Below are 18,028 nucleotides of genomic sequence, written 5' to 3' on the forward strand. Positions count from 1 at the left end.
TATAGGTCGGCCCGGTGACAAACCCCACAGCAAAGATCGAATGGCGTGACGGCGGTATCCCCGTGTCAACGCAATTCGACGACCCTTATTTCAGTCTCGACAACGGCGCGGCCGAGACGCGGCATGTCTTTCTGGACGGCAATGGCTTGCCCGACCGCTTTTCGGACGGGTTTCATGTGGGAGAGCTCGGGTTCGGCACCGGTCTGAATTTCCTTGTCTGTTTGCAGGCATGGCGGGACGCGGGTTGCGCCGGCACGTTGCGGTTCACCTCTTTCGAGGCGTTTCCGATGGCAATGCCCGATCTGCGGGCCGCCTTGGGGGCCTTCGAGGGATTGCCGATCGAAACAATGGCCTCTTTGGACGCCTTCCCCACCAGATTGCAGGGAGAAGATTTTGACCTGACGGTCATCCTCGGGGATGCGCGTGAAACGCTCCCCGCATGGACGGGCACATGCGATGCGTGGTTTCTCGATGGGTTTTCCCCTGCGAAAAACCCCGAAATGTGGTCAGCGGCGCTGATGGGCGAAATAGGCCGACACACCGCGCAGGGGGGCACTGCGGCGACTTATACCGCGGCAGGTTTCGTGCGGCGCGGATTGCAGGACGCGGGTTTTGATGTAACCCGTACCGCAGGTTTCGGGCGCAAGCGTCACATGACACGCGCGATCAAAGGATGAGCCAATCCAACAATATTCCTTTGGGTATTGGCCTGATGGTGCTGACAACGCTTGTGTTCGCGGTTCAGGACGGTTTGTCGCGCCATCTCGCGGGTGAATACAACGTGCTGATGATCGTGATGATCCGCTACTGGTTTTTTGCGGCATTTGTCATCGCGATCGCACGGCGTCGAGCGGGGGGGATCCGCGCTGCGGCCCGCACGGATCAGCCGGGGATCCAGATACTGCGCGGTCTTTTGCTGTCGACCGAGATTTGCGTCATGGTGGCCGCCTTTACCATTCTCGGACTGGTCGAGAGCCACGCTGTCTTCACCTGCTACCCTCTCCTCGTCGCGGCGCTGTCAGGGCCTGTTCTGGGTGAGCGGGTGGGATGGCGGCGCTGGCTGGCCATCGGTGTCGGTTTTGTCGGGGTGCTGATAATCCTGCAACCGGGTGCCGCTGTTTTCGATCTGCGGGCCCTTATCCCATTGTTGGCGGCCGCGATGTTTGCGGTCTATGGCCTGTTGACACGCTATGCAGGGCGGCGCGACAGCACTGCCACCAGCTTTTTCTGGACGGGCGTCGTGGGGTGTGTCGCGATGACAGTTGCGGGTGTCTGGTTCTGGGAACCGATGACGCGCTCCGATTGGGTCTGGATGGGGGCGCTGTGCCTGACAGGGGTCAGCGGCCACTGGCTGCTGATCCGCTGTTACGAGGTGGCCGAAGCAAGCGCGGTTCAACCTTTCGCATATTTCCAGCTGGTTTTTGCCGCTGCAATCGGTCTGAGCGTCTTTGGCGAAAGCATCCGTGCGAATGTGGCAATAGGGGCGGCCATAATCGTGGCCGCTGGCCTATTTACGTTCTGGCGCGAACGGCAGCAGAGTTGAGCCTACCAATTCGTCGCTGAAAGGGATCGGCAAAGCCTCCTTGCCCAATCGTGCACGGTAGACGGGCAGGCTTTCGGTGACGCGCATGATATAATTCTGCGTCTCGCGAAACGGAACCATTTCGATCCAGTCCACGATGTCGATGTCACCTTTGCGCGGATCGCCGTATGCGGACATCCACCGCGGCGGGCGTGCCGGTCCGGCGTTGTAGGCCGCAGAGACCATAACCACATTCCCGCCGAACCGACCTGCCATCTGGCTCAGATAGGTCGCTCCCAGACGCGCGTTGTACTCCGGGTCCGCTGTCAGTCTATCGGTCGTGTGCTGCGGGCGGACGCCCAGATCGCTTGCCACGTCGCGCGCCGTCGCGGGCATCAGCTGCATCAATCCGCGCGCGCCGGCGCTGGACTGGACCACAGGATCGAATTCGCTTTCGCGCCGCGCAATCGACAGGGTCATTTCCGGAGCCATCGGAAGATCGGCCTCGGCGACAGGGTGCAGGGCGTAATAGGGGGCCGGTATCTGCAGACCCCGCCGTGCGGCGCGTTTTCCGATCATTACCGCGATATGGGGTTGTTGAACATCGATCGCGGCCTGTCCGAGCAGTTCAAGATCGTCGGCCAGCAGTTGGTCGGCGAGGTGCGTCCAGAACCGTTCTGCTAGGTTCATCTCACCCGAGGCCTGCAACAAAAGCCCCGCTTCGAAAAGCGGATCGTCGGCCAGGGGGCTGGTGCGCCAATCCTGCGGCGGTGTCCGGCCCGCAAGCGCGGTATCGAATGGCAGGTTTGCTTTCTCCGCGGCCAGCAGACCATAGAATGAGGTCTGGAACTTCGCGCCTTCACCATATGCTACCGCAGCACCCTCGGGATCGCCCAGGGCCTCTAGCGCGCGGCCTTGCCAGTATCCTGCACGGCCCTGACTGATTGGGCTTTGGACAGCGCTGTCGTGGTTTTCGAAATGTGTGAGTGCCCGCGCAGGATCCTTCAGAAACCGCAAGGCGATGTAGCCCGACAGCCATTCCAGATCCGCGTAATCCGACCCGGGTGCAATAAAGTGCTGCGACGCCATCTTGTAGGCGCGTTCAGGGTCGCCCGAGCGCATTTCACCGCGGGCGAGCGCGCGACGGCGGTTGCCCCACGCGGCCGGATCACCCAACGCCTCGGCAGAGGTCGATGCCGACACCAACAGGTCCTTTGCGCTGTCGGTCAAACCCTTGCGGATGCGCCACTCGAACCGTGCATGGGAAAGTCCGCCATTGCCGAGCAATTTTTCGGGCATATCCGAGACCAGCGTGTCGGCATTGCCGGTCTGCCGGTAAAGCGCGATGCGGGCTTCTGCCAGCTGCCGCGCGTCCGCATCGACAAGCGGGTACATCTGGCGCGCCTCGTCATACTCACGGGCAAAGATCATCGCGTCCAGCCGGGCGGTGTGATGCGTTTTCAAAAGATCGGCGTGATCCTTCAGAAACAGCGATTGGCTGTTTGTGTTCATGGGCATCGTGCGCCACGCCTCAACAATGTTGATATCGGCCTCACCGGTTTCGCCTGCACGCGCCAAAGCTGCCGAATGTGCAAGCACGCCTTTGGGTGTTTGGGGGCCGGTCGTGGCGAAAAACGCGAGGATTTCCTCGTCACTCTGTGCGACGATCACCGGTTCGGAACGGCGGCGCAGATAATCCTCACCGGGCCAGTCTGCGCGACGTTGCAGGAAATCCTTTATTTCGGCGGCGCTGCCTTGGGCTGCGCGCAATTTATGCCACAAAATGACATCGCGGGCGACGGCGCCATCACGTTCTGCGATCTTCAGTGCTGCACCGAAATCGCCACCGCGCATTGCGTCGATAGCCCACCCCAGCGGTCTTGGACGCTCGGCAGCAGCAGGAACGCCAAGCGCAATCGCCAATACCAGCGCGGTCATGAGACGTGTCATCACTTGCATTTCCTATCCTGCTCACCGTAAGTGCAACATAGCCAGCACCGGATGTCTTTCAATGAAGGGCGGTCGCTGCGGGCCACTTCTCACCACACCTTGATCGACAGGGTGGCGGTTTTCTTCATCGCGGGGCGTCTTGGCCTCCAGCACCGAAAAAGGAGCGTGCACATGTTTAAAGGTTCTATGCCTGCCCTCGTCACGCCGTTCAGGAACGGCGAGCTGGATATTGAGACACTCAAGAAGCTGGTGGAGTGGCATATCGGGGAAGGCACCAACGGGTTTGTACCTGTAGGCACGACCGGCGAATCGCCGACCCTGACCCACGCCGAGCATGAAACCGTCGTCGAGGAGGTTGTGAAGGCAACCGCCGGGCGCGTGCCGGTCATCGCGGGCGCGGGCAGCAACAACACCGTCGAAAGCATCCGCTTTGCCCAACACGCGGAAAAGGTCGGTGCCGACGGTATTTTGGTCGTGACGCCCTATTACAACAAGCCGACGCAACGCGGCCTCATCGCGCATTTCACCGCGATCCACGACTGCTGCGCGTTGCCGATCATCATTTACAACATCCCCGGTCGTTCTGTCGTCGATATGACACCCGAAACAATGGCCGAATTGGCCAAGCTTGACCGGATCGTCGGCGTCAAGGACGCGACCGGCGATCTGGCCCGGGTCTGCGACCAGCGCCTGCATTGTGGCCGTGATTTCATCCAGCTTTCGGGCGAGGATGCGACGGCACACGGCTTTAACGCTCAGGGCGGCACCGGCTGTATCTCCGTGACGGCGAATGTCGCGCCAAAGTTGCTCGCCGAGATGCAAGCCGCTTGCGCCTCGGGCGATTATGCGACTGCCTTGAATATTCAGGATTTGCTGATGCCGCTGCACAAGGCGATCTTCACCGAGCCCGGTTTGGTCGGCGCGAAATACGCCATGTCCCGACTGGATCTTTGCTCGGACGAGGTCCGTCTGCCGCTCACTGGATTGAGCGACAGTACCAAAGCACTGATCGACGCCGGGATGCGCCACGCCGGGCTGATCGGCTGATTGCATTCAAAAGGCTTTGACTTCAACGGGCGTCCGAAAGGGCGCCCGTTTTCCTGCGTGGCTAGATTTTTCGCGCCATATGCGGAATGGTGCGATCGGGGATAGACCCTGAAGGCGATGTGCCCTCGAGGTGGAATCCAAGGGTCTGGTAGAACGCGACCGCCGCAGGATCGGCATCCAGCCTCAGCTCGCGAAAACCTCTGGCCCGCGCTTGCAACAGCAGATGGCCCCATAGCGCTCGTCCGATGCCTTGGCGCTGGTGCGCAGGGTCGATGAAGAAGGCGTGCACTTCGCCACAGTCTGGCGAAAGGGAGGTCAGAGCGGCACAGCCGAGTATCTGCGCGCCGCGTTTCGCGACCCAGTAGGGTGTCGCGCTGATCCTGTCCGGCGTGACGCGCAATTCCTCCGCGCACATGGCCATGAAAGCCGCGTCATATCCGTTGGACTGTTTGGACCGCATGATAAGTGCGGTCAACGCCACCGCATCCTGCGCAGCGGCGCGCGTAATTGTGATTGCCGCGCTGCCAGTCACCGTTTGCCGTAGTAAAGGCCGACGACGTGCTCTGCTTCTGCAAAAAACAACCAGCGCGCGGTCAGAACACCTGCCACGTGGCTGACTACCGCGAAAAGCGCGATAAAGTGGTTAAAGGGCAGCATCAGCAGGATCACGGGGACAACGGCCATCAGCAATATGGCGATGATGCGCAGCTTTTGCGCGTGTTTGCGCCCGATTTCGTGCACAAATTCCCGCAGCAGATAATTTGTACCGGTATGCGGCGGCTCGAATGCGCGCACGCTGCCACGATCGCCAAGGCGGGTTGCGGAAGCCATATCGGTACCGCTGTCGCCGAAAGCCTTGTCGCCGGTAAACCAGGTCGCGACCTGAATGGCGCCGGCGAACGCCAGAAGTACGATTGCCCATGTGACCTGACCGGACAAAAGCGCACCACCTGCCAGACAGATGGTCAGGAAGTTACCCGGTGTGAGCGGGCTGTTCCAGCGTGGAACGGTCTTGAGCTGGCCATAGATCATCGAGGTCGTAAAGACGGTGGCAAAGCTCATCACTGCGCCAAGAACCCCCAGAATAGTCCAGCGTTCGCCGAAGAACACCAGGCCTGCGCCATAGATGCCCATCAAAACCAGTGCCGCGACCGCGCACCATGCTTCGCGGCTCAGCCAGCTGGTCTTCCATTGGGTAAACGCCTTCAGCGCGCGCTCGGGATGGCCCAGATGGAAGGTGGACGAAATCAGACCACCGACTGCCAGAAGGTAGGCAATGGTGAAGAACGCAAAGGCGTTCAGACCCGTCATTCCGGGATAGCCCAAGCCGAGAAAGATCAACAGGCCGAAGCCCAATCCCGAAAATGTGGAGAAAAAGATAACGGAAGGTGCCGGGTGCATCAGAGTTTCTCCAATGTCTTGTCGAGCCAGCCGAGGAAGCCCTTGGGCTCGGCGGCGACAGGTTCAAGGAAGGGGGCGAGAATATCGATCTGTTCATCCGCGCCCGAGAGCTGGTCCTTGGGACGGGGGGGCAGATACTTGTTGACGGGCTTCGTGCCCTGCTCGGGCATCAAATCAACACCGCCACGTTCCGCGACAAGCTGGCTCACGTCGGAATCGGGATCGCCCAGATCACCGAAATGCCGTGCCCCCGCCGGACACGTGCGCACACAGGAAGGAACGCGGTCCACTTCGGGTATGTTTTCGTTATAGATCCGGTCCACGCACAGCGTGCATTTCTTCATCACGCCTTCCGCTTGATCCATTTCCCGCGCACCATAGGGGCAGGCCCATGCACACAGGCCGCAGCCGATACAATCGCTTTCGTTGACCAGAACGATTCCGTCCTCGACGCGCTTATAGCTCGCACCGGTCGGGCAAACGGTCACGCATGGGGCATCTTCGCAATGCAGACAGGATTTGGGAAAGTGGATGAGTTGCGCCGCGCCTGCATCGGGCTGCACTTCATAGCTGTGGACCCGGTTGAGGAACGTGCCCGACGGATCGGCACCGTAGGGATCCTGATCGGACAGCGGTGCGCCGTAGTTCTCTGTATTCCAGCCCTTGCACGAAATCACGCAGGCATGGCAGCCGACACAGGTATCGAGGTCAATGACGAGCCCGAGTTTCTTGTCGGTATGGGTTGGCAGTTCAGTCATGGGCGTCTCCCAGCGGGCGGGGGCGTTTCGGGGCGATGTGGGATGAGTTTAAGGGGCAAGATGAAGGATTGATCATTTGCCCACTTTCCACGCCAGTTTTTCCGGACCTGTTCCGACGGGTGATTTGATCGCAGGAAGTTCTGGTTGCGACTGTGCGTCATCGGGCGCTTCGACCTTGCGCAGGTTTACCTTGAGGTCGAACCATGCGGCCTGCCCGGTGATCGGGTCGGAATTGGACCAGCGCAGGCCGTCGCCCTTTGGGGGCAGCAATTCGTGGATCAGGTGATTGAGCAGGAAGCCTTTAGTGGCTTCGGGGGCATCAGTGTCGAGTGCCCAGGCGCCTTTGCGTTTGCCGATCGCGTTCCATGTCCAGATCGTATTTTCGTTGAGCGCGGCCATTTCCATGACCGGCACCGTAATCGCGCCGTGAGGGGAGGTGATTTCGGCCCAGTCGCCGTCGGCCAGATCGTTTTCGCGCATCAGCTTTGTCGGCAGGTACATCGGGTTGCGGCCGTGCAGTTGGCGCAGCCACGCGTTCTGGCTTCCCCATGAATGGTACATCGCCATTGGCCGCTGTGTGAGCGCCGTGATGGTGAAGCCTTCGTTCCCGTGCTGGTCGGTTTCGTACCAAATCGGTAGAGGAGACATGGTCTGTTTGATGCGGGCGCGCAAATGTTCGGGTGGCTGCCTGTCGCCATGCCCTTCGGCGGCCAACTGGAACTTGCGCATCGGTTCGGCGTAGAGCGTAAACAGGTAGGGTGTGGGTTTGTCGTAGAGACCCATTTTGACCGCCCAATCCTGATAGGCGGTATTCCAGGGCTTGTAGTAGTTCGCCCCGTCGGGGATATGTTCGACGAAAAAGCCGCCGTTTTCGATGTAGTTATCCAGCTGGTTTTCATTGACGCCGCCGCGTCCCGCTTGCAGGCCGTCTTCGCCGATGCGCCATCCGGCAAGCGGGCCGACGCCGGGGCGGCGTTCGTGGTTGACGATATAGTCGGCATAGTCTGCGTATCTCTGACTGCCGTCGTCATTTACGAAACCGGGCAGGCCCAGCTTTGCGCCAAGATCGCACAGGGCGGACTGGAAGCCTTTGACATTGCGGTCCGGTTCGACCACCGGCCATCTGATCGCGTCCGCAGCGGCGTCTGCTTCGCAGATCGGCCGGTCGAGCAGCGAAATACAATCGTGGCGCTCGAGATACGTCGTGTCGGGCAGAATGAGATCGGCATAGGCCACCATTTCCGAGCTGTAGGCGTCGGAATAGATGATCCGCGGGATCACGTAATCGCCGTTCTCATCCTTGTCCGTAAGGATTTCCATTACGCCGCCGGTGTTCATCGATGAGTTCCACGACATGTTTGCCATGTACATGAATAGGGTGTCGATCTTGTAAGGATCGCCCGCGTGCGCGTTTGAAATCACCATATGCATCAGCCCGTGTGCGGACATCGGGTTGTCCCAGGTGAAGGCCTTGTCGATGCGCGCGGCAGTTCCGTCTTCTTGCAACATCAGGTCTTCGGGCCCGTGCACGAAGCCGAGATGCGGCCCGTCGAGTGCGCAGTCGGGTTTCACGCCGCAATGCGGTTTGGGATGCGCCGTTGCGGGTTTGGGATAGGGGGGCTTGAACCTGAAACCGCCGGGCACTTCGACGGTGCCCAGAATGATCTGGAGGGTGTGCAGCGCGCGGCAGGTCTGGAACCCGTTGGCGTGGGCCGAAATGCCGCGCATCGCGTGAAAGCTGACAGGGCGGCCTGTCATAGATGTGTGTGTTTCCCCCCGGAAATCGGTCCATTCGTGGTCAAGCTCGAACGCTTCGTCAAAGGCGACGCGTGCCAGTTCGGCGGCGATGACGCGGATGCGTTTGGCCGAAATCCCGACTTTTTCGGCAACCGCTTCAGGGGCATATTCGTCAGACAGATACATCTCGGCCATCTGGTGAAAGACCGGCCGGTGTGTCACGCCCTTGGCGCGGTGGGTCGCGGCGAGATCGGGTTTCACACCGGGTTTGTCAAAAGCGGTCAGCTTGCCCGTGACCCGGTCAATGACCAGCTCTTTGCCGTCTTCATCGCGCAGCTTGAGGCCGAATTCGGGGGACTTCTCGTCACCGTTCACCAGCACTGCCGCGTCGGTGTACTGCGCCAGGTAGTGCAGATCGATTTTACCCGCTTTCATAAGGCAGTGGATCATCGACAGGATGAACAGCCCGTCGGTGCCCGGCGTGATCCCGACCCAATCGTCGGCAACCGCGTTGTAGCCTGTCCGGATCGGGTTCACCCCGATGACCCGTGCGCCGCGGGCCTTGATCTTGCCGATACCCATCTTGATCGGATTGCTGTCATGGTCTTCGGCCACGCCGAAGAGCATGAAAAGCTTGGTGTGATCCCAATCCGGCTGGCCGAATTCCCAGAACGCGCCACCCATCGTGTAGATGCCGGCTGCGGCCATGTTGACCGAGCAGAAACCACCGTGGGCCGCGTAATTCGGTGTGCCGAAAGCCTGCGCCCACATCGAGGTGAAGGATTGCGACTGGTCCCGACCGGTGAAGAAGGCCAGCTTCGCGGGGTTTTCCTTGCGGATCGGCCCCAACCATCCCGCCGCAATGTCGTAGGCTTCTTCCCAGCTGATTTCCTCGAATTCGCCCGAGCCGCGCTCACCAACCCGCTTCATCGGCGCGCGCAGCCGCGACGGCGCGTTGTGCTGCATGATCCCAGCCGAGCCTTTGGCACATAGAACGCCCTGATTGACGGGGTGGTCACGGTTGCCTTCGATATAGGCCACCTCGCCGTCTTTCATGTGCACGTTGATGCCGCACCGGCAGGCGCACATGTAACAAGTGGTCTTGCGAATTTCGTCAGAGACTTTCGGGCTCAGATCCAGCACAGGCTGCTTGTGGGTCATGGTGTCTCCGGTTTTAGGATGGGGCGGTTTGCAGGGTGGTGACCGCGATCATGTTTGTCACATCCTGCGCGGTGCAGCCCCGTGACAAATCGTTCGCGGGGCGGGAAAGTCCTTGGAGGACGGGGCCAATGGCGTCACAGCCTCCGATCCGTTGGGCAATCTTGTAGCCGATGTTGCCTGCGTCCAGATTCGGGAAGATGAGAACGTTGGCGTGGCCCGCAACATCCGATCCGGGCGCTTTTGATGCGCCCACCTCGGGCACGAACGCGGCGTCGAACTGCAATTCGCCATCCGATGGCAGTTCGGGATGGGTGTCGCGCAGGATTTCAAGCGCATCCGTAACCTTTGTCACCCGGTCATGCCGCGCAGAGCCTTTGGTCGAAAAGCTGAGCAACGCCACCTTCGGCGCATCCCCCAGCAGCTGTTCACATGAACTTGCCGATTGAGCCGCAATGGCGGCAAGCTCGGCGGCGTCGGGGTCGATGACAAGGCCGCAATCGCCAAAGACCATCGCGCCGCGCCCCGAGGGGTGATTTTCGGGAAGGACCATCAGGAAAAACGACGATACAAGGGCGGCGTCCTTTGATTTGCCGATCATCGTCAGGGCTGCGCGCACGGTGTCGGACGTCGTGGCAACTGCCCCCCCGACCGTGCCGTCGGCGTCGCCGTTGCGGACCATCAAAGCGGAAAAGATCAGCGGCTCGCGCGCCTGTTGGGCGGCGGCCTCCTCGCTCACACCCTTGTGCTTGCGCAACTCGAGGTAAAGCGCGGCATAGACTTCGGTGCGGGGCGATGTTTCCGGGTCTTCGATGAACAGGTTTTCGCGGTCAGCGGCGCCGTGCTCGGCCACCAGCGCCGATACCGCAGCCTGCGGCCCTACGAGCGTCACAGGGCCCATGCCCGCATCAAGCGCTGCAATGGCACCGGCCACGACCCTTGGATCGTGGCCTTCGCTCAGGACAATATGGGCAGGCCGGGCAGCCGCGCGGCTTTGCAGGTCACGCAGCACTGTCATTCCGGCCTGTCCTTTCTGTATGTGGCGCCTGCGCGCGCTTAGACAGTTTGATCACGCATGTCCGCAGCGTCGATACCGGCCACGGCCACAGGCTTTTTCATCGCGTCACGGCGGAAAGGCTCACCCAGTTCCTGGTTGATCATGGCTTCGATCAGCGTGGTTTTACCGTGCTTCATCTGGTCCTCGATGGCCTTGTTGAGCGCCGCGGTCAGCTCTTCCTGCGTGCGGGCGACAACACCCACAAGACCACAGGCTTCGGCGATACCGGCATAGCTGACTTCTTCGTCCAACTCGGTGCCGACAAAGTTGTCATCGAACCACAGGGTCGAGTTACGCTTCTCGGCGCCCCACTGGTAGTTGCGGAAGACAATCTGCGTCACGGCAGGCCAGTCGCCCCGGCCAATGGCCGTGAGTTCGTTGACTGCGATGCCGAAGGCGCCGTCACCGGCAAAACCGACGACCGGCACGTCCGGCTGACCGATCTTCGCACCGACAATCGCCGGAAGCCCGTAGCCACATGGGCCAAACAGACCGGGCGCCAGATACTTGCGGCCTTCGTTGAACGATGGATAGGCGTTGCCGATGGCGCAGTTGTTGCCGATATCGGAGGAAATGATCGCCTCGACCGGAAGCGCCTGCTGGATCGCGCGCCATGCCATGCGGGGGCTCATCCAATCGGGCTTGTCCGCCCGTGCCCGCTGGTTCCATGTCGTGCCCGGATCGTCCTGTTCTTCGTTCATCGAAGTCAGCTCTTGCGCCCATGCCGATTTGGTCTGTGCGATCAGGGATTTGCGCTCTTCGCGGTCCGTGTCGCCAGCCGTATCGGACAGTTTGGCCGTCAGGGATTTCGCGACTTTGGCCGCATCGCCGACGATGCCGACGGTTACCTTCTTGGTCAGGCCGATGCGATCGGGGTTAATGTCGACCTGAATGATCTTGGCGTCTGTGGGCCAGTAATCAATGCCGTAGCCCGGCAGGGTCGAGAAAGGGTTCAGGCGTGTGCCGAGGCACAAAACGACGTCTGCCTTGTTGATCAGCTCCATACCCGCCTTGGAGCCGTTGTAGCCCAGAGGGCCGGCAAACAGCGGGTGGTTGCCGGGGAACGCGTCATTGTGCTGGTAGCCCACACAAACCGGTGCATCGAGCTTCTCTGCGAGCACCTTGGAGGCTTCGATCCCGCCCTGCGCCAAGACCACGCCCGCACCGTTCAGGATGACGGGGAATTTCGCGGTGGACAGCAGCTCGGCGGCCTTGTTGATCGCTTCCTCGCCGCCGTTGGGGCGTTCGAACTCGACAATCTCGGGGATTTCGATGTCGATCACTTGTGTCCAGAAATCACGCGGGATGTTGATCTGTGCAGGCGCGGAGGCGCGCTTGGCCTGAATGATCACGCGGTTCAGTGTTTCGGCAACACGTGCGGGATCGCGCACTTCTTCCTGATAGGCCACGCAGTCTGCGAACAGGTTCATCTGTTCCATTTCCTGAAAACCGCCCTGACCGATCGTCTTGTTGGCCGCCTGCGGCGTGACCAGCAACAGGGGTGTGTGGTTCCAGTAGGCTGTTTTGACCGCGGTGACAAAGTTCGTGATGCCGGGGCCATTCTGCGCGATCATCATCGACATTTTTCCTGTCGCGCGGGTGTAGCCGTCAGCCATGAAGCCACCGGAGCCTTCGTGCGCGCAATCCCAGAATTTAATACCAGCGGCCGGAAATATGTCCGAGATCGGCATCATGGCGGAGCCGATGATCCCGAAGGCGTGCTGGATCCCGTGACGTTGCAGTGTTTTGACGAATGCTTCTTCGGTGGTCATCTTCATGGGGGGTGATCCTCAGGATTAATGTAAGTCGAATCTGGTTTGGGCGGACAATACCGAAGCCAAACCGCTGCAGTTAGGGCCAGATGCTACGCCGAAATAGGTCCAAGCCTTCGCATCTGGTTGATTTCATGAGCAAGTAATTTCAGCCCTGCGGGTATCCGGCTGGCAGGGATGGAAGAGTATCCCAGACGGTAGAAATTGACCGGTTGTTCATCGCCGCCAAAGAAGGAATGCCCCGGCTCGATCAGAACATCGCGTGATTTCAAGCGCTCAGCCAATTCGCTGGTGTTCACGCCTTCGGGTGCGCGCATCCAGAACGACGATCCGCCATGCGCCCCTTGGCCCGCGATTTCGAGCCCGAGGCCGCGAATGCAATCCTCCATCGTTGCGCGCCGTTCGTGCAGCGCGGTGCTCATCCGGCGGATGAGTGCGTCGTAATGCCCCAGCGAAAGAAAGTAAGACGCCGTGCGCTGGATATGGCCCGGAGGGTGGCGCAGCACGCTCGCGCGCAGGGCGCGGACCTCGCGAATGAAGGGTTCCGAGCCCACGAGATACCCCAGCCGAAGCCCGGGAAAGAGTGATTTTGAAAAACTGCCGACATAGATCACACGCCCGTCGGTATCGAGCGATTTGAGCGCAGGAGACGGGGCCCGCAGGAAGGATGTCTCGAACTCGTAGTCGTCCTCGACGATCAGTGCGTCCATCTCGCGTGCCCGCTCCAGCAGCGCGCGCCGCCGGTCCAGCGGCATCGTCGCATTGGTGGGGCATTGATGGCTGGGGGTCGTAAAAATCACGTCGGTATCGGGGGGCACGGCTTCGGGCGGCAGGCCGTATTGGTCCACCCGGACCGGCGTCACATGGCAACGAGACTGGATCAGAATGTCGCGCAACGCATGATAGCAGGGGTCCTCGAGCGCCGCGCGGCGCCTTTGCGTGAGCAGGACTTGCGCCGTCAGCCAAAGGGCATTCTGCGCACCGAGCGTGATCAGGATTTGCTCGGGCGCCGCATTTATGCCGCGGCGGGGCAGGGTGTGACGCGCGATGAATTCGATCAGCTGCGGATCGTCCTGATCGTAGTAGTCAGACGTCATCGATGTGAAATCGCGCTGCCCCAGCGCCTGCAAAGCGCACAATCGCCAATTGGCGTGATCAAACAGTGTTCTATCGGCCTGACCATACACAAAAGGATGGCGGTAACTGGCCCAATCCTGCGGTTTGCTGGGCGTTACACCGCCGCTGAAGCGTTGCCCCAATGCCCTTGTCCAATCTACGGCGTCCGTGCTTTCGGGGGGCGGCGTAAATGCGGGCGGGGCGGGGGCATTGTCGGAAACGAAGTAGCCCGAGCGCCCGCGCGACGTTAGATAGTCATTTGCCAGAAGCTCGGTATAGGCGATCGTGACCGTGATCCGGCTCACCCCGAGATGTGTGGCAAGCTTGCGGGTGGAGGGCAGCTTTTCACCCTTTTGAAACCGTCCCGACAGAATGCCTTGCGCAATCATCTGCTGGATCTGCGACTGCAACGTGCCCTGTCCATCGGGCTGCAAGAAGAATGTTTCGACTGGAAGGGTCATAAGGCCTGATACAGTGGACCTAATTTAGGATCAATCTGGACCTATCATCGAGCGAAATGATTTCACGCCATTGGACTTAGCATACCAGATGTAATCGAAATTGAAAGTTTAAAATGAGACTTCCGGTTTCATAAGGGCCTCAATGATCGCTCTGCGTGGGGTTTTTCCTGGTTCAGGCGGTCTTGTAGGCGGCCGATAAGGCCAGTTTGCGGAATTGACTGCCGTGTCGCATAAAAAAAGCCCCCGGCACTGCCGGAGGCTTTCTTGTTCAGCGGATGTGCCGAAATCAGGGGCAGGCGGCAGTATACCGGGTGCCGTTGGGGTTCTGATACACACATTGGCCGTTGTTCGCGCGACCGATGTAGTTACCCGCAGCTGCACCTGCCGCACCACCGATCAGTGCGCCGACCACACGGTCGTCATCGCCGGACACGGCGGCACCGGCGGCGGCACCCACAGCGGCACCTGTCAGCGTGCTCTGGTTTTCTGTGTCACATGCCGCGACGAACGCCACGACGGGCAGCATCATCAAAAACTTCTTCATGAGAGTATCTCCTGTTGTACAAGCTCGAAACGCGGTGCCGCGTCTTTGGTTCCCGATATAGCAGCGACCTGCGGTTTAATTCCCTACTTTGTGACAGATAAGCCAGATCCAGCTGACGCCCCCGTTGCGGTTTGCGGATTGTTGCGACGCGGCGCGCAGCGGCGCCACAGAGCGTAACGTATCGGGCAGCGGCAAAGGATGTCTGACCGGATCGACGTCAAATCCGGGCCTGTCCGGATTACAGGCGCCCATCCGCAACGACATCACCAGTACGCCGCCGGGCGCGAGCAGATCGGCCAGCCTGCCCAAGGCGCGCGCCCTGTCCTCGGGATGTACGTGATGCCAAACAGCGCTTAGGATGATCAGATCATGCTGCCCCTGAAGACCCTGCAGATCGGGCAAGCAGGCGTTCCGCCACTCGATGCTTTTCCCCGTCGTCCTTGCATGAACGTTCAGGGCGTCGACCGGCTCGACCGCAGTCACGTCAAACCCCTGCCGCGCAAACCAAAGTGCATCACGACCGGTGCCTGCACCAACGTCCAGCACGCGCGCGGGTGGCTTTGGGAATACAGGCCGGACAGGAGCGTAAAGCGCCGCCGGGTCTATGGCATCATAGGTGGGAATAAGGGTCGCGGTGGCGCGGGCGTATCCGGCGACCACCTTTGCGGTGTGGTCCCTGCCCCCATCCGGGGCAGGGACTTTCGCAGTTTCAGCCTTGGCCAAAAACCCGACCGAGTGCGCCGTCCACGGCGGCGATGATCTGGTCGATATCGTCCTTCTGGGCAATCAGCGCCGGAGAGAAGCACAGCGTGTTGTTCTTGCCCGGCAGCGACCGGTTGGTCGCCCCGATCACAACGCCTTGCTGCATACAATCGGCAACAACCGCACCCACGATCTTTTCGTGGATAGGAGTTTTGCTCGCGCGGTCCTCCACAAGCTCCGCTCCAAGGAACAGACCCTTGCCACGTACTTGCCCGATCACGGCATGTTTGTCCGACAGCTCTTCGAGCTGTTCGAGCATGTAGTGACCCATGTCGGTGGTGTTCTGCAGCAGGTTCTCGCGCTCGATGATGTGCATGTTCTCGATGGCCGCCGCGGGGCCTGCGGTGCAGCCGCCAAACGTCGAGATGTCGCGGAAATAGTTCATCGGATCGTCGGCGTTATCCTTGAACATGTCGAACACCGCTTCGGTCGTCACCAGACAGCTGATCGCGGCATATCCCGATGCCACACCCTTGGCCATCGTCACCATGTCCGGCTTGATGCCGTAATGCTGGTATCCGAACCAGGTGCCTGTACGGCCCACGCCGCAGACAACTTCGTCGATGTGCAGCAGGATATCATATTGGTCGCAGATCTCGCGCACCCGCTCCCAATAGCCATCAGGGGGAGTGATGACGCCACCACCTGCCGTGACGGGCTCGAGGCAGAGCGCGCCGACGGTTTCGGGGCCCTCGCGCAGAATGATCTTTTCGATCTCGTTGGCGGCCCAGACACCGTAGTTTTCCTCTGGCGCGCCCTCTTGCTCGTGCTTGCGATACTCAAGGCAGTGCGGCACGCGGATGAACCCTTCGGGGAAGGGGCCGTATTGCGCATTGCGCTCGTCCTGACCGCCTGCGGCCATCGTGCCGATGGTGCCGCCGTGGTAGTCGCGCTCGCGGTAGAGGATCTTGTGCTTCTTGCCGCCATAGCGCTTGTGGGCGATCTGCCGGACGATCTTGAAACCCTTCTCGTTGGCTTCCGATCCGGACGAACAATAGTAAACGCGGCTCATGCCGGGCATCTTGTCGATCAGCATTTCCGAAAAAATCGATCCGGGGATCGACCCTGCGGTGCCGCCAAAGAAGTTCAGCTTGATCAGCTGGTCGCGCACGGCATTGGCAATCGTTTCGCGGCCATAGCCCACGTTCACGGTCCAGACACCGCCGGACACGGCATCGATATGTTCTTTGCCCTTCTGGTCCCAGACCCGCATGCCTTTGCCTTCGACGATGATCCGCGGATCGGTCGTCTCATAGGGTTTGTGCTGGCTCAGGTGGTGCCACACGTGGGCGCGATCCGCCTCGACGATGCGGGAGATGTCGTTTTCGTTGAATGAACCGTCCATTGGGCGAACCTTTCATAAGAGCGGAAAATTGGGAAATCACGTGCCGAACTCTTCAGCGATACCATACCAGACAGGGTTTCGTCGCGAAAAAATAGGGCCAGTAGGTCCCGATGAATAGAGCCACTTTGAACAGGGATGCAATTTCAGGCGCTTTTTAAAGGGCATCCGGCGTCTTCCTGCGCGACGGCCGAAGTGTCAGAGCTCGGCATCGCAGACCGATATCCTACGTTGAGTGGTATTTCACGCCTCGGAGAATCACCCCCGGGGACCCTGCAAAACCGGTTTGCAACTGTCGGAACCATCGCTCAGGGTGCGGCGGGCGACGGTACGCACGGATAACGCGGTGCCGATAACGAAAAACGAGGGGAGCTCTTGAGAATGATCATGAAAACAGTAAGCGCGCTTATCGCAGGTGCGGCGTTGTCGGTGGCGGGAACGACCGCGCGGGCGGACGGCCACGAAAAGCTGACGATTGCCTATTTCCTCGAATGGCCGATGCCCTTCCAGTTTGCCAAGGTGAATGGCACCTACGAAAAGGCGCTGGGCAAGAAGATCAACTGGGTCAGCTTCGAGAGCGGTGTGGCGATGTCGGCGGCGATGGCGTCCGGCGATATCCAGATTGCCGTGAGCCAGGGCATCCCGCCGTTCGTCGTGGCCACGTCCGGTGGTCTGGACCTGCAGGCCGTGGATGTCGCTGTGTCCTATTCCGAGAACGACAATTGCGTCGTGGCCTCCGCGCTCGAGATCGACAAGAACTCCGCGTCCGAGCTGGCAGGCAAAAAGGTCGCCGTGCCGCTGGGTACTGCCGCGCATTACGGCCTGATCAAGCAGATGAACCATTTCGGCGTTGATCTCGAAAGCCTTTCGGTTGTCGATATGGCCCCCGCAGAAGGCGCCGCGGCGCTCAATCAGGGGGCGGTCGACATGGCCTGTGGCTGGGGTGGCGCACTGCGGCGGATGAAGGAAAACGGCAACGTGTTGCTCACAGGGGCCGAAAAGGAAGAACTGGGCATTCTGGTTTTCGATGTGACCTCTGCACCGGCATCTTACATCGCCGAAAACGGGGATGAGCTGGCCACGTTCCTAAAGGTCACTGCCGAGGCAAACGCCATGTGGAACGACGAAGCGAACCGCGCCGAAATGGTATCGGTGATCGCACGTGATGCCGGCATGGACGAGGATGCAACCGCCGATACGATGGCGACATTTGTGTTTCCGACAGTCGCCGAACAACTGAGCGACAAATGGCTGGGCGGCGGCAGTCAGGAATTCATGGACGGCGTGGCACAGGTCTTTCTGGAGGCCGGGTCGATCGATAACCGGCTCGGCAGCTATGCAGGTACGGTCAACACCGGCCCCCTGAGCGCCGCCGCCCGTTAGCGGCAGACAAAAGGCCCC

General features: G+C 60.4%; 15 protein-coding genes. 4 read left to right on the plus strand and 11 right to left on the minus strand.

Going from position 1 to position 18,028, the window contains the following annotated elements:
* Positions 1–14: 14 nt before the first annotated feature.
* Together mnmD and K3756_RS01795 are read left to right on the plus strand one after the other, a co-directional pair.
* Positions 15–677, plus strand: a complete 663-nt coding sequence (gene mnmD / locus K3756_RS01790) for a tRNA (5-methylaminomethyl-2-thiouridine)(34)-methyltransferase MnmD (protein WP_259990315.1) — start codon at positions 15–17, stop codon at positions 675–677.
* Positions 674–1,543 carry a DMT family transporter gene (locus K3756_RS01795; RefSeq protein ID WP_259990317.1) on the plus strand — a complete coding sequence of 290 codons (870 nt, stop codon included), beginning with the start codon at positions 674–676 and terminating at the stop codon, positions 1,541–1,543. The genes mnmD and K3756_RS01795 overlap by 4 nt, the downstream gene beginning before the upstream one ends.
* Here the strand turns inward: K3756_RS01795 and K3756_RS01800 are convergent.
* Positions 1,508–3,481: a lytic transglycosylase domain-containing protein gene (locus K3756_RS01800; RefSeq protein ID WP_259990319.1), complete on the minus strand. Its 1,974-nt coding sequence runs from the start codon at positions 3,479–3,481 to the stop codon at positions 1,508–1,510. The genes K3756_RS01795 and K3756_RS01800 overlap by 36 nt on opposite strands.
* Positions 3,482–3,643: 162 nt before the next feature.
* Between K3756_RS01800 and dapA the strand changes: the two genes are divergently transcribed.
* Positions 3,644–4,519 (plus strand): 4-hydroxy-tetrahydrodipicolinate synthase, encoded by an 876-nt coding sequence (dapA, locus tag K3756_RS01805; protein WP_259990321.1) that lies wholly within the window; start codon positions 3,644–3,646, stop codon positions 4,517–4,519.
* Between the two features lie 61 nt (positions 4,520–4,580).
* On the opposite strand, the gene K3756_RS01810 is transcribed toward dapA, so the two are convergent.
* From K3756_RS01810 to K3756_RS01855, 10 genes are all read right to left on the minus strand, one after another.
* Positions 4,581–4,994: a GNAT family N-acetyltransferase gene (locus K3756_RS01810; RefSeq protein WP_259990323.1), complete on the minus strand. Its 414-nt coding sequence runs from the start codon at positions 4,992–4,994 to the stop codon at positions 4,581–4,583.
* A gap of 53 nt (positions 4,995–5,047) precedes the next feature.
* Positions 5,048–5,920, minus strand: a complete 873-nt coding sequence (locus tag K3756_RS01815) for a DmsC/YnfH family molybdoenzyme membrane anchor subunit (protein WP_259990326.1) — start codon at positions 5,918–5,920, stop codon at positions 5,048–5,050.
* Positions 5,920–6,678, minus strand: a complete 759-nt coding sequence (locus K3756_RS01820; RefSeq protein WP_259990328.1) for a 4Fe-4S dicluster domain-containing protein — start codon at positions 6,676–6,678, stop codon at positions 5,920–5,922. The genes K3756_RS01815 and K3756_RS01820 overlap by 1 nt, the downstream gene beginning before the upstream one ends.
* A gap of 72 nt (positions 6,679–6,750) precedes the next feature.
* A complete protein-coding gene (locus K3756_RS01825) occupies positions 6,751–9,576 on the minus strand; it encodes a molybdopterin oxidoreductase family protein (RefSeq protein WP_259990330.1) in 2,826 nt (941 codons plus the stop codon).
* Positions 9,577–9,589: 13 nt separating this feature from the next.
* Complete coding sequence (gene pta / locus K3756_RS01830; RefSeq protein ID WP_259990332.1) at positions 9,590–10,591, minus strand: phosphate acetyltransferase; 1,002 nt, start codon at positions 10,589–10,591, stop codon at positions 9,590–9,592.
* A gap of 38 nt (positions 10,592–10,629) precedes the next feature.
* On the minus strand, positions 10,630–12,408 hold the full coding sequence (gene xsc, locus K3756_RS01835; protein ID WP_259990333.1) for a sulfoacetaldehyde acetyltransferase: 1,779 nt from the start codon (positions 12,406–12,408) through the stop codon (positions 10,630–10,632).
* An 86-nt stretch (positions 12,409–12,494) separates the two neighbouring features.
* A complete protein-coding gene (locus K3756_RS01840; RefSeq protein ID WP_259990335.1) occupies positions 12,495–13,979 on the minus strand; it encodes a PLP-dependent aminotransferase family protein in 1,485 nt (494 codons plus the stop codon).
* Positions 13,980–14,265: 286 nt separating this feature from the next.
* On the minus strand, positions 14,266–14,523 hold the full coding sequence (locus K3756_RS01845; RefSeq protein ID WP_259990337.1) for a glycine zipper 2TM domain-containing protein: 258 nt from the start codon (positions 14,521–14,523) through the stop codon (positions 14,266–14,268).
* A 75-nt stretch (positions 14,524–14,598) separates the two neighbouring features.
* Positions 14,599–15,183 (minus strand): bifunctional 2-polyprenyl-6-hydroxyphenol methylase/3-demethylubiquinol 3-O-methyltransferase UbiG, encoded by a 585-nt coding sequence (locus tag K3756_RS01850; protein ID WP_259990339.1) that lies wholly within the window; start codon positions 15,181–15,183, stop codon positions 14,599–14,601.
* Between the two features lie 49 nt (positions 15,184–15,232).
* On the minus strand, positions 15,233–16,630 hold the full coding sequence (locus K3756_RS01855; protein ID WP_259990341.1) for an aspartate aminotransferase family protein: 1,398 nt from the start codon (positions 16,628–16,630) through the stop codon (positions 15,233–15,235).
* 378 nt (positions 16,631–17,008) lie between these two features.
* Between K3756_RS01855 and K3756_RS01860 the strand changes: the two genes are divergently transcribed.
* Positions 17,009–18,010 carry an ABC transporter substrate-binding protein gene (locus K3756_RS01860; protein WP_259990343.1) on the plus strand — a complete coding sequence of 334 codons (1,002 nt, stop codon included), beginning with the start codon at positions 17,009–17,011 and terminating at the stop codon, positions 18,008–18,010.
* The last annotated feature ends 18 nt before the right edge of the window (positions 18,011–18,028 follow it).

This window comes from Sulfitobacter sp. S190 (assembly GCF_025141935.1).
In the GTDB taxonomy this organism is placed as follows: Bacteria; Pseudomonadota; Alphaproteobacteria; order Rhodobacterales; family Rhodobacteraceae; genus Sulfitobacter.

Bases quoted from the DNA above. Each gene is read 5' to 3' on its own strand.
- K3756_RS01825 (WP_259990330.1), bottom strand. From the start codon at position 9,576: ATGACCCACAAGCAGCCTGTGCTGGATCTGAGCCCGAAAGTCTCTGAC.
- K3756_RS01860 (WP_259990343.1), top strand. From the start codon at position 17,009: ATGATCATGAAAACAGTAAGCGCGCTTATCGCAGGTGCGGCGTTGTCG.
- K3756_RS01840 (WP_259990335.1), bottom strand. From the start codon at position 13,979: ATGACCCTTCCAGTCGAAACATTCTTCTTGCAGCCCGATGGACAGGGC.
- K3756_RS01800 (WP_259990319.1), bottom strand. From the start codon at position 3,481: ATGCAAGTGATGACACGTCTCATGACCGCGCTGGTATTGGCGATTGCG.
- K3756_RS01795 (WP_259990317.1), top strand. From the start codon at position 674: ATGAGCCAATCCAACAATATTCCTTTGGGTATTGGCCTGATGGTGCTG.
- K3756_RS01815 (WP_259990326.1), bottom strand. From the start codon at position 5,920: ATGCACCCGGCACCTTCCGTTATCTTTTTCTCCACATTTTCGGGATTG.
- xsc (WP_259990333.1), bottom strand. From the start codon at position 12,408: ATGAAGATGACCACCGAAGAAGCATTCGTCAAAACACTGCAACGTCAC.
- K3756_RS01820 (WP_259990328.1), bottom strand. From the start codon at position 6,678: ATGACTGAACTGCCAACCCATACCGACAAGAAACTCGGGCTCGTCATT.
- K3756_RS01845 (WP_259990337.1), bottom strand. From the start codon at position 14,523: ATGAAGAAGTTTTTGATGATGCTGCCCGTCGTGGCGTTCGTCGCGGCA.
- dapA (WP_259990321.1), top strand. From the start codon at position 3,644: ATGTTTAAAGGTTCTATGCCTGCCCTCGTCACGCCGTTCAGGAACGGC.
- pta (WP_259990332.1), bottom strand. From the start codon at position 10,591: ATGACAGTGCTGCGTGACCTGCAAAGCCGCGCGGCTGCCCGGCCTGCC.
- K3756_RS01855 (WP_259990341.1), bottom strand. From the start codon at position 16,630: ATGGACGGTTCATTCAACGAAAACGACATCTCCCGCATCGTCGAGGCG.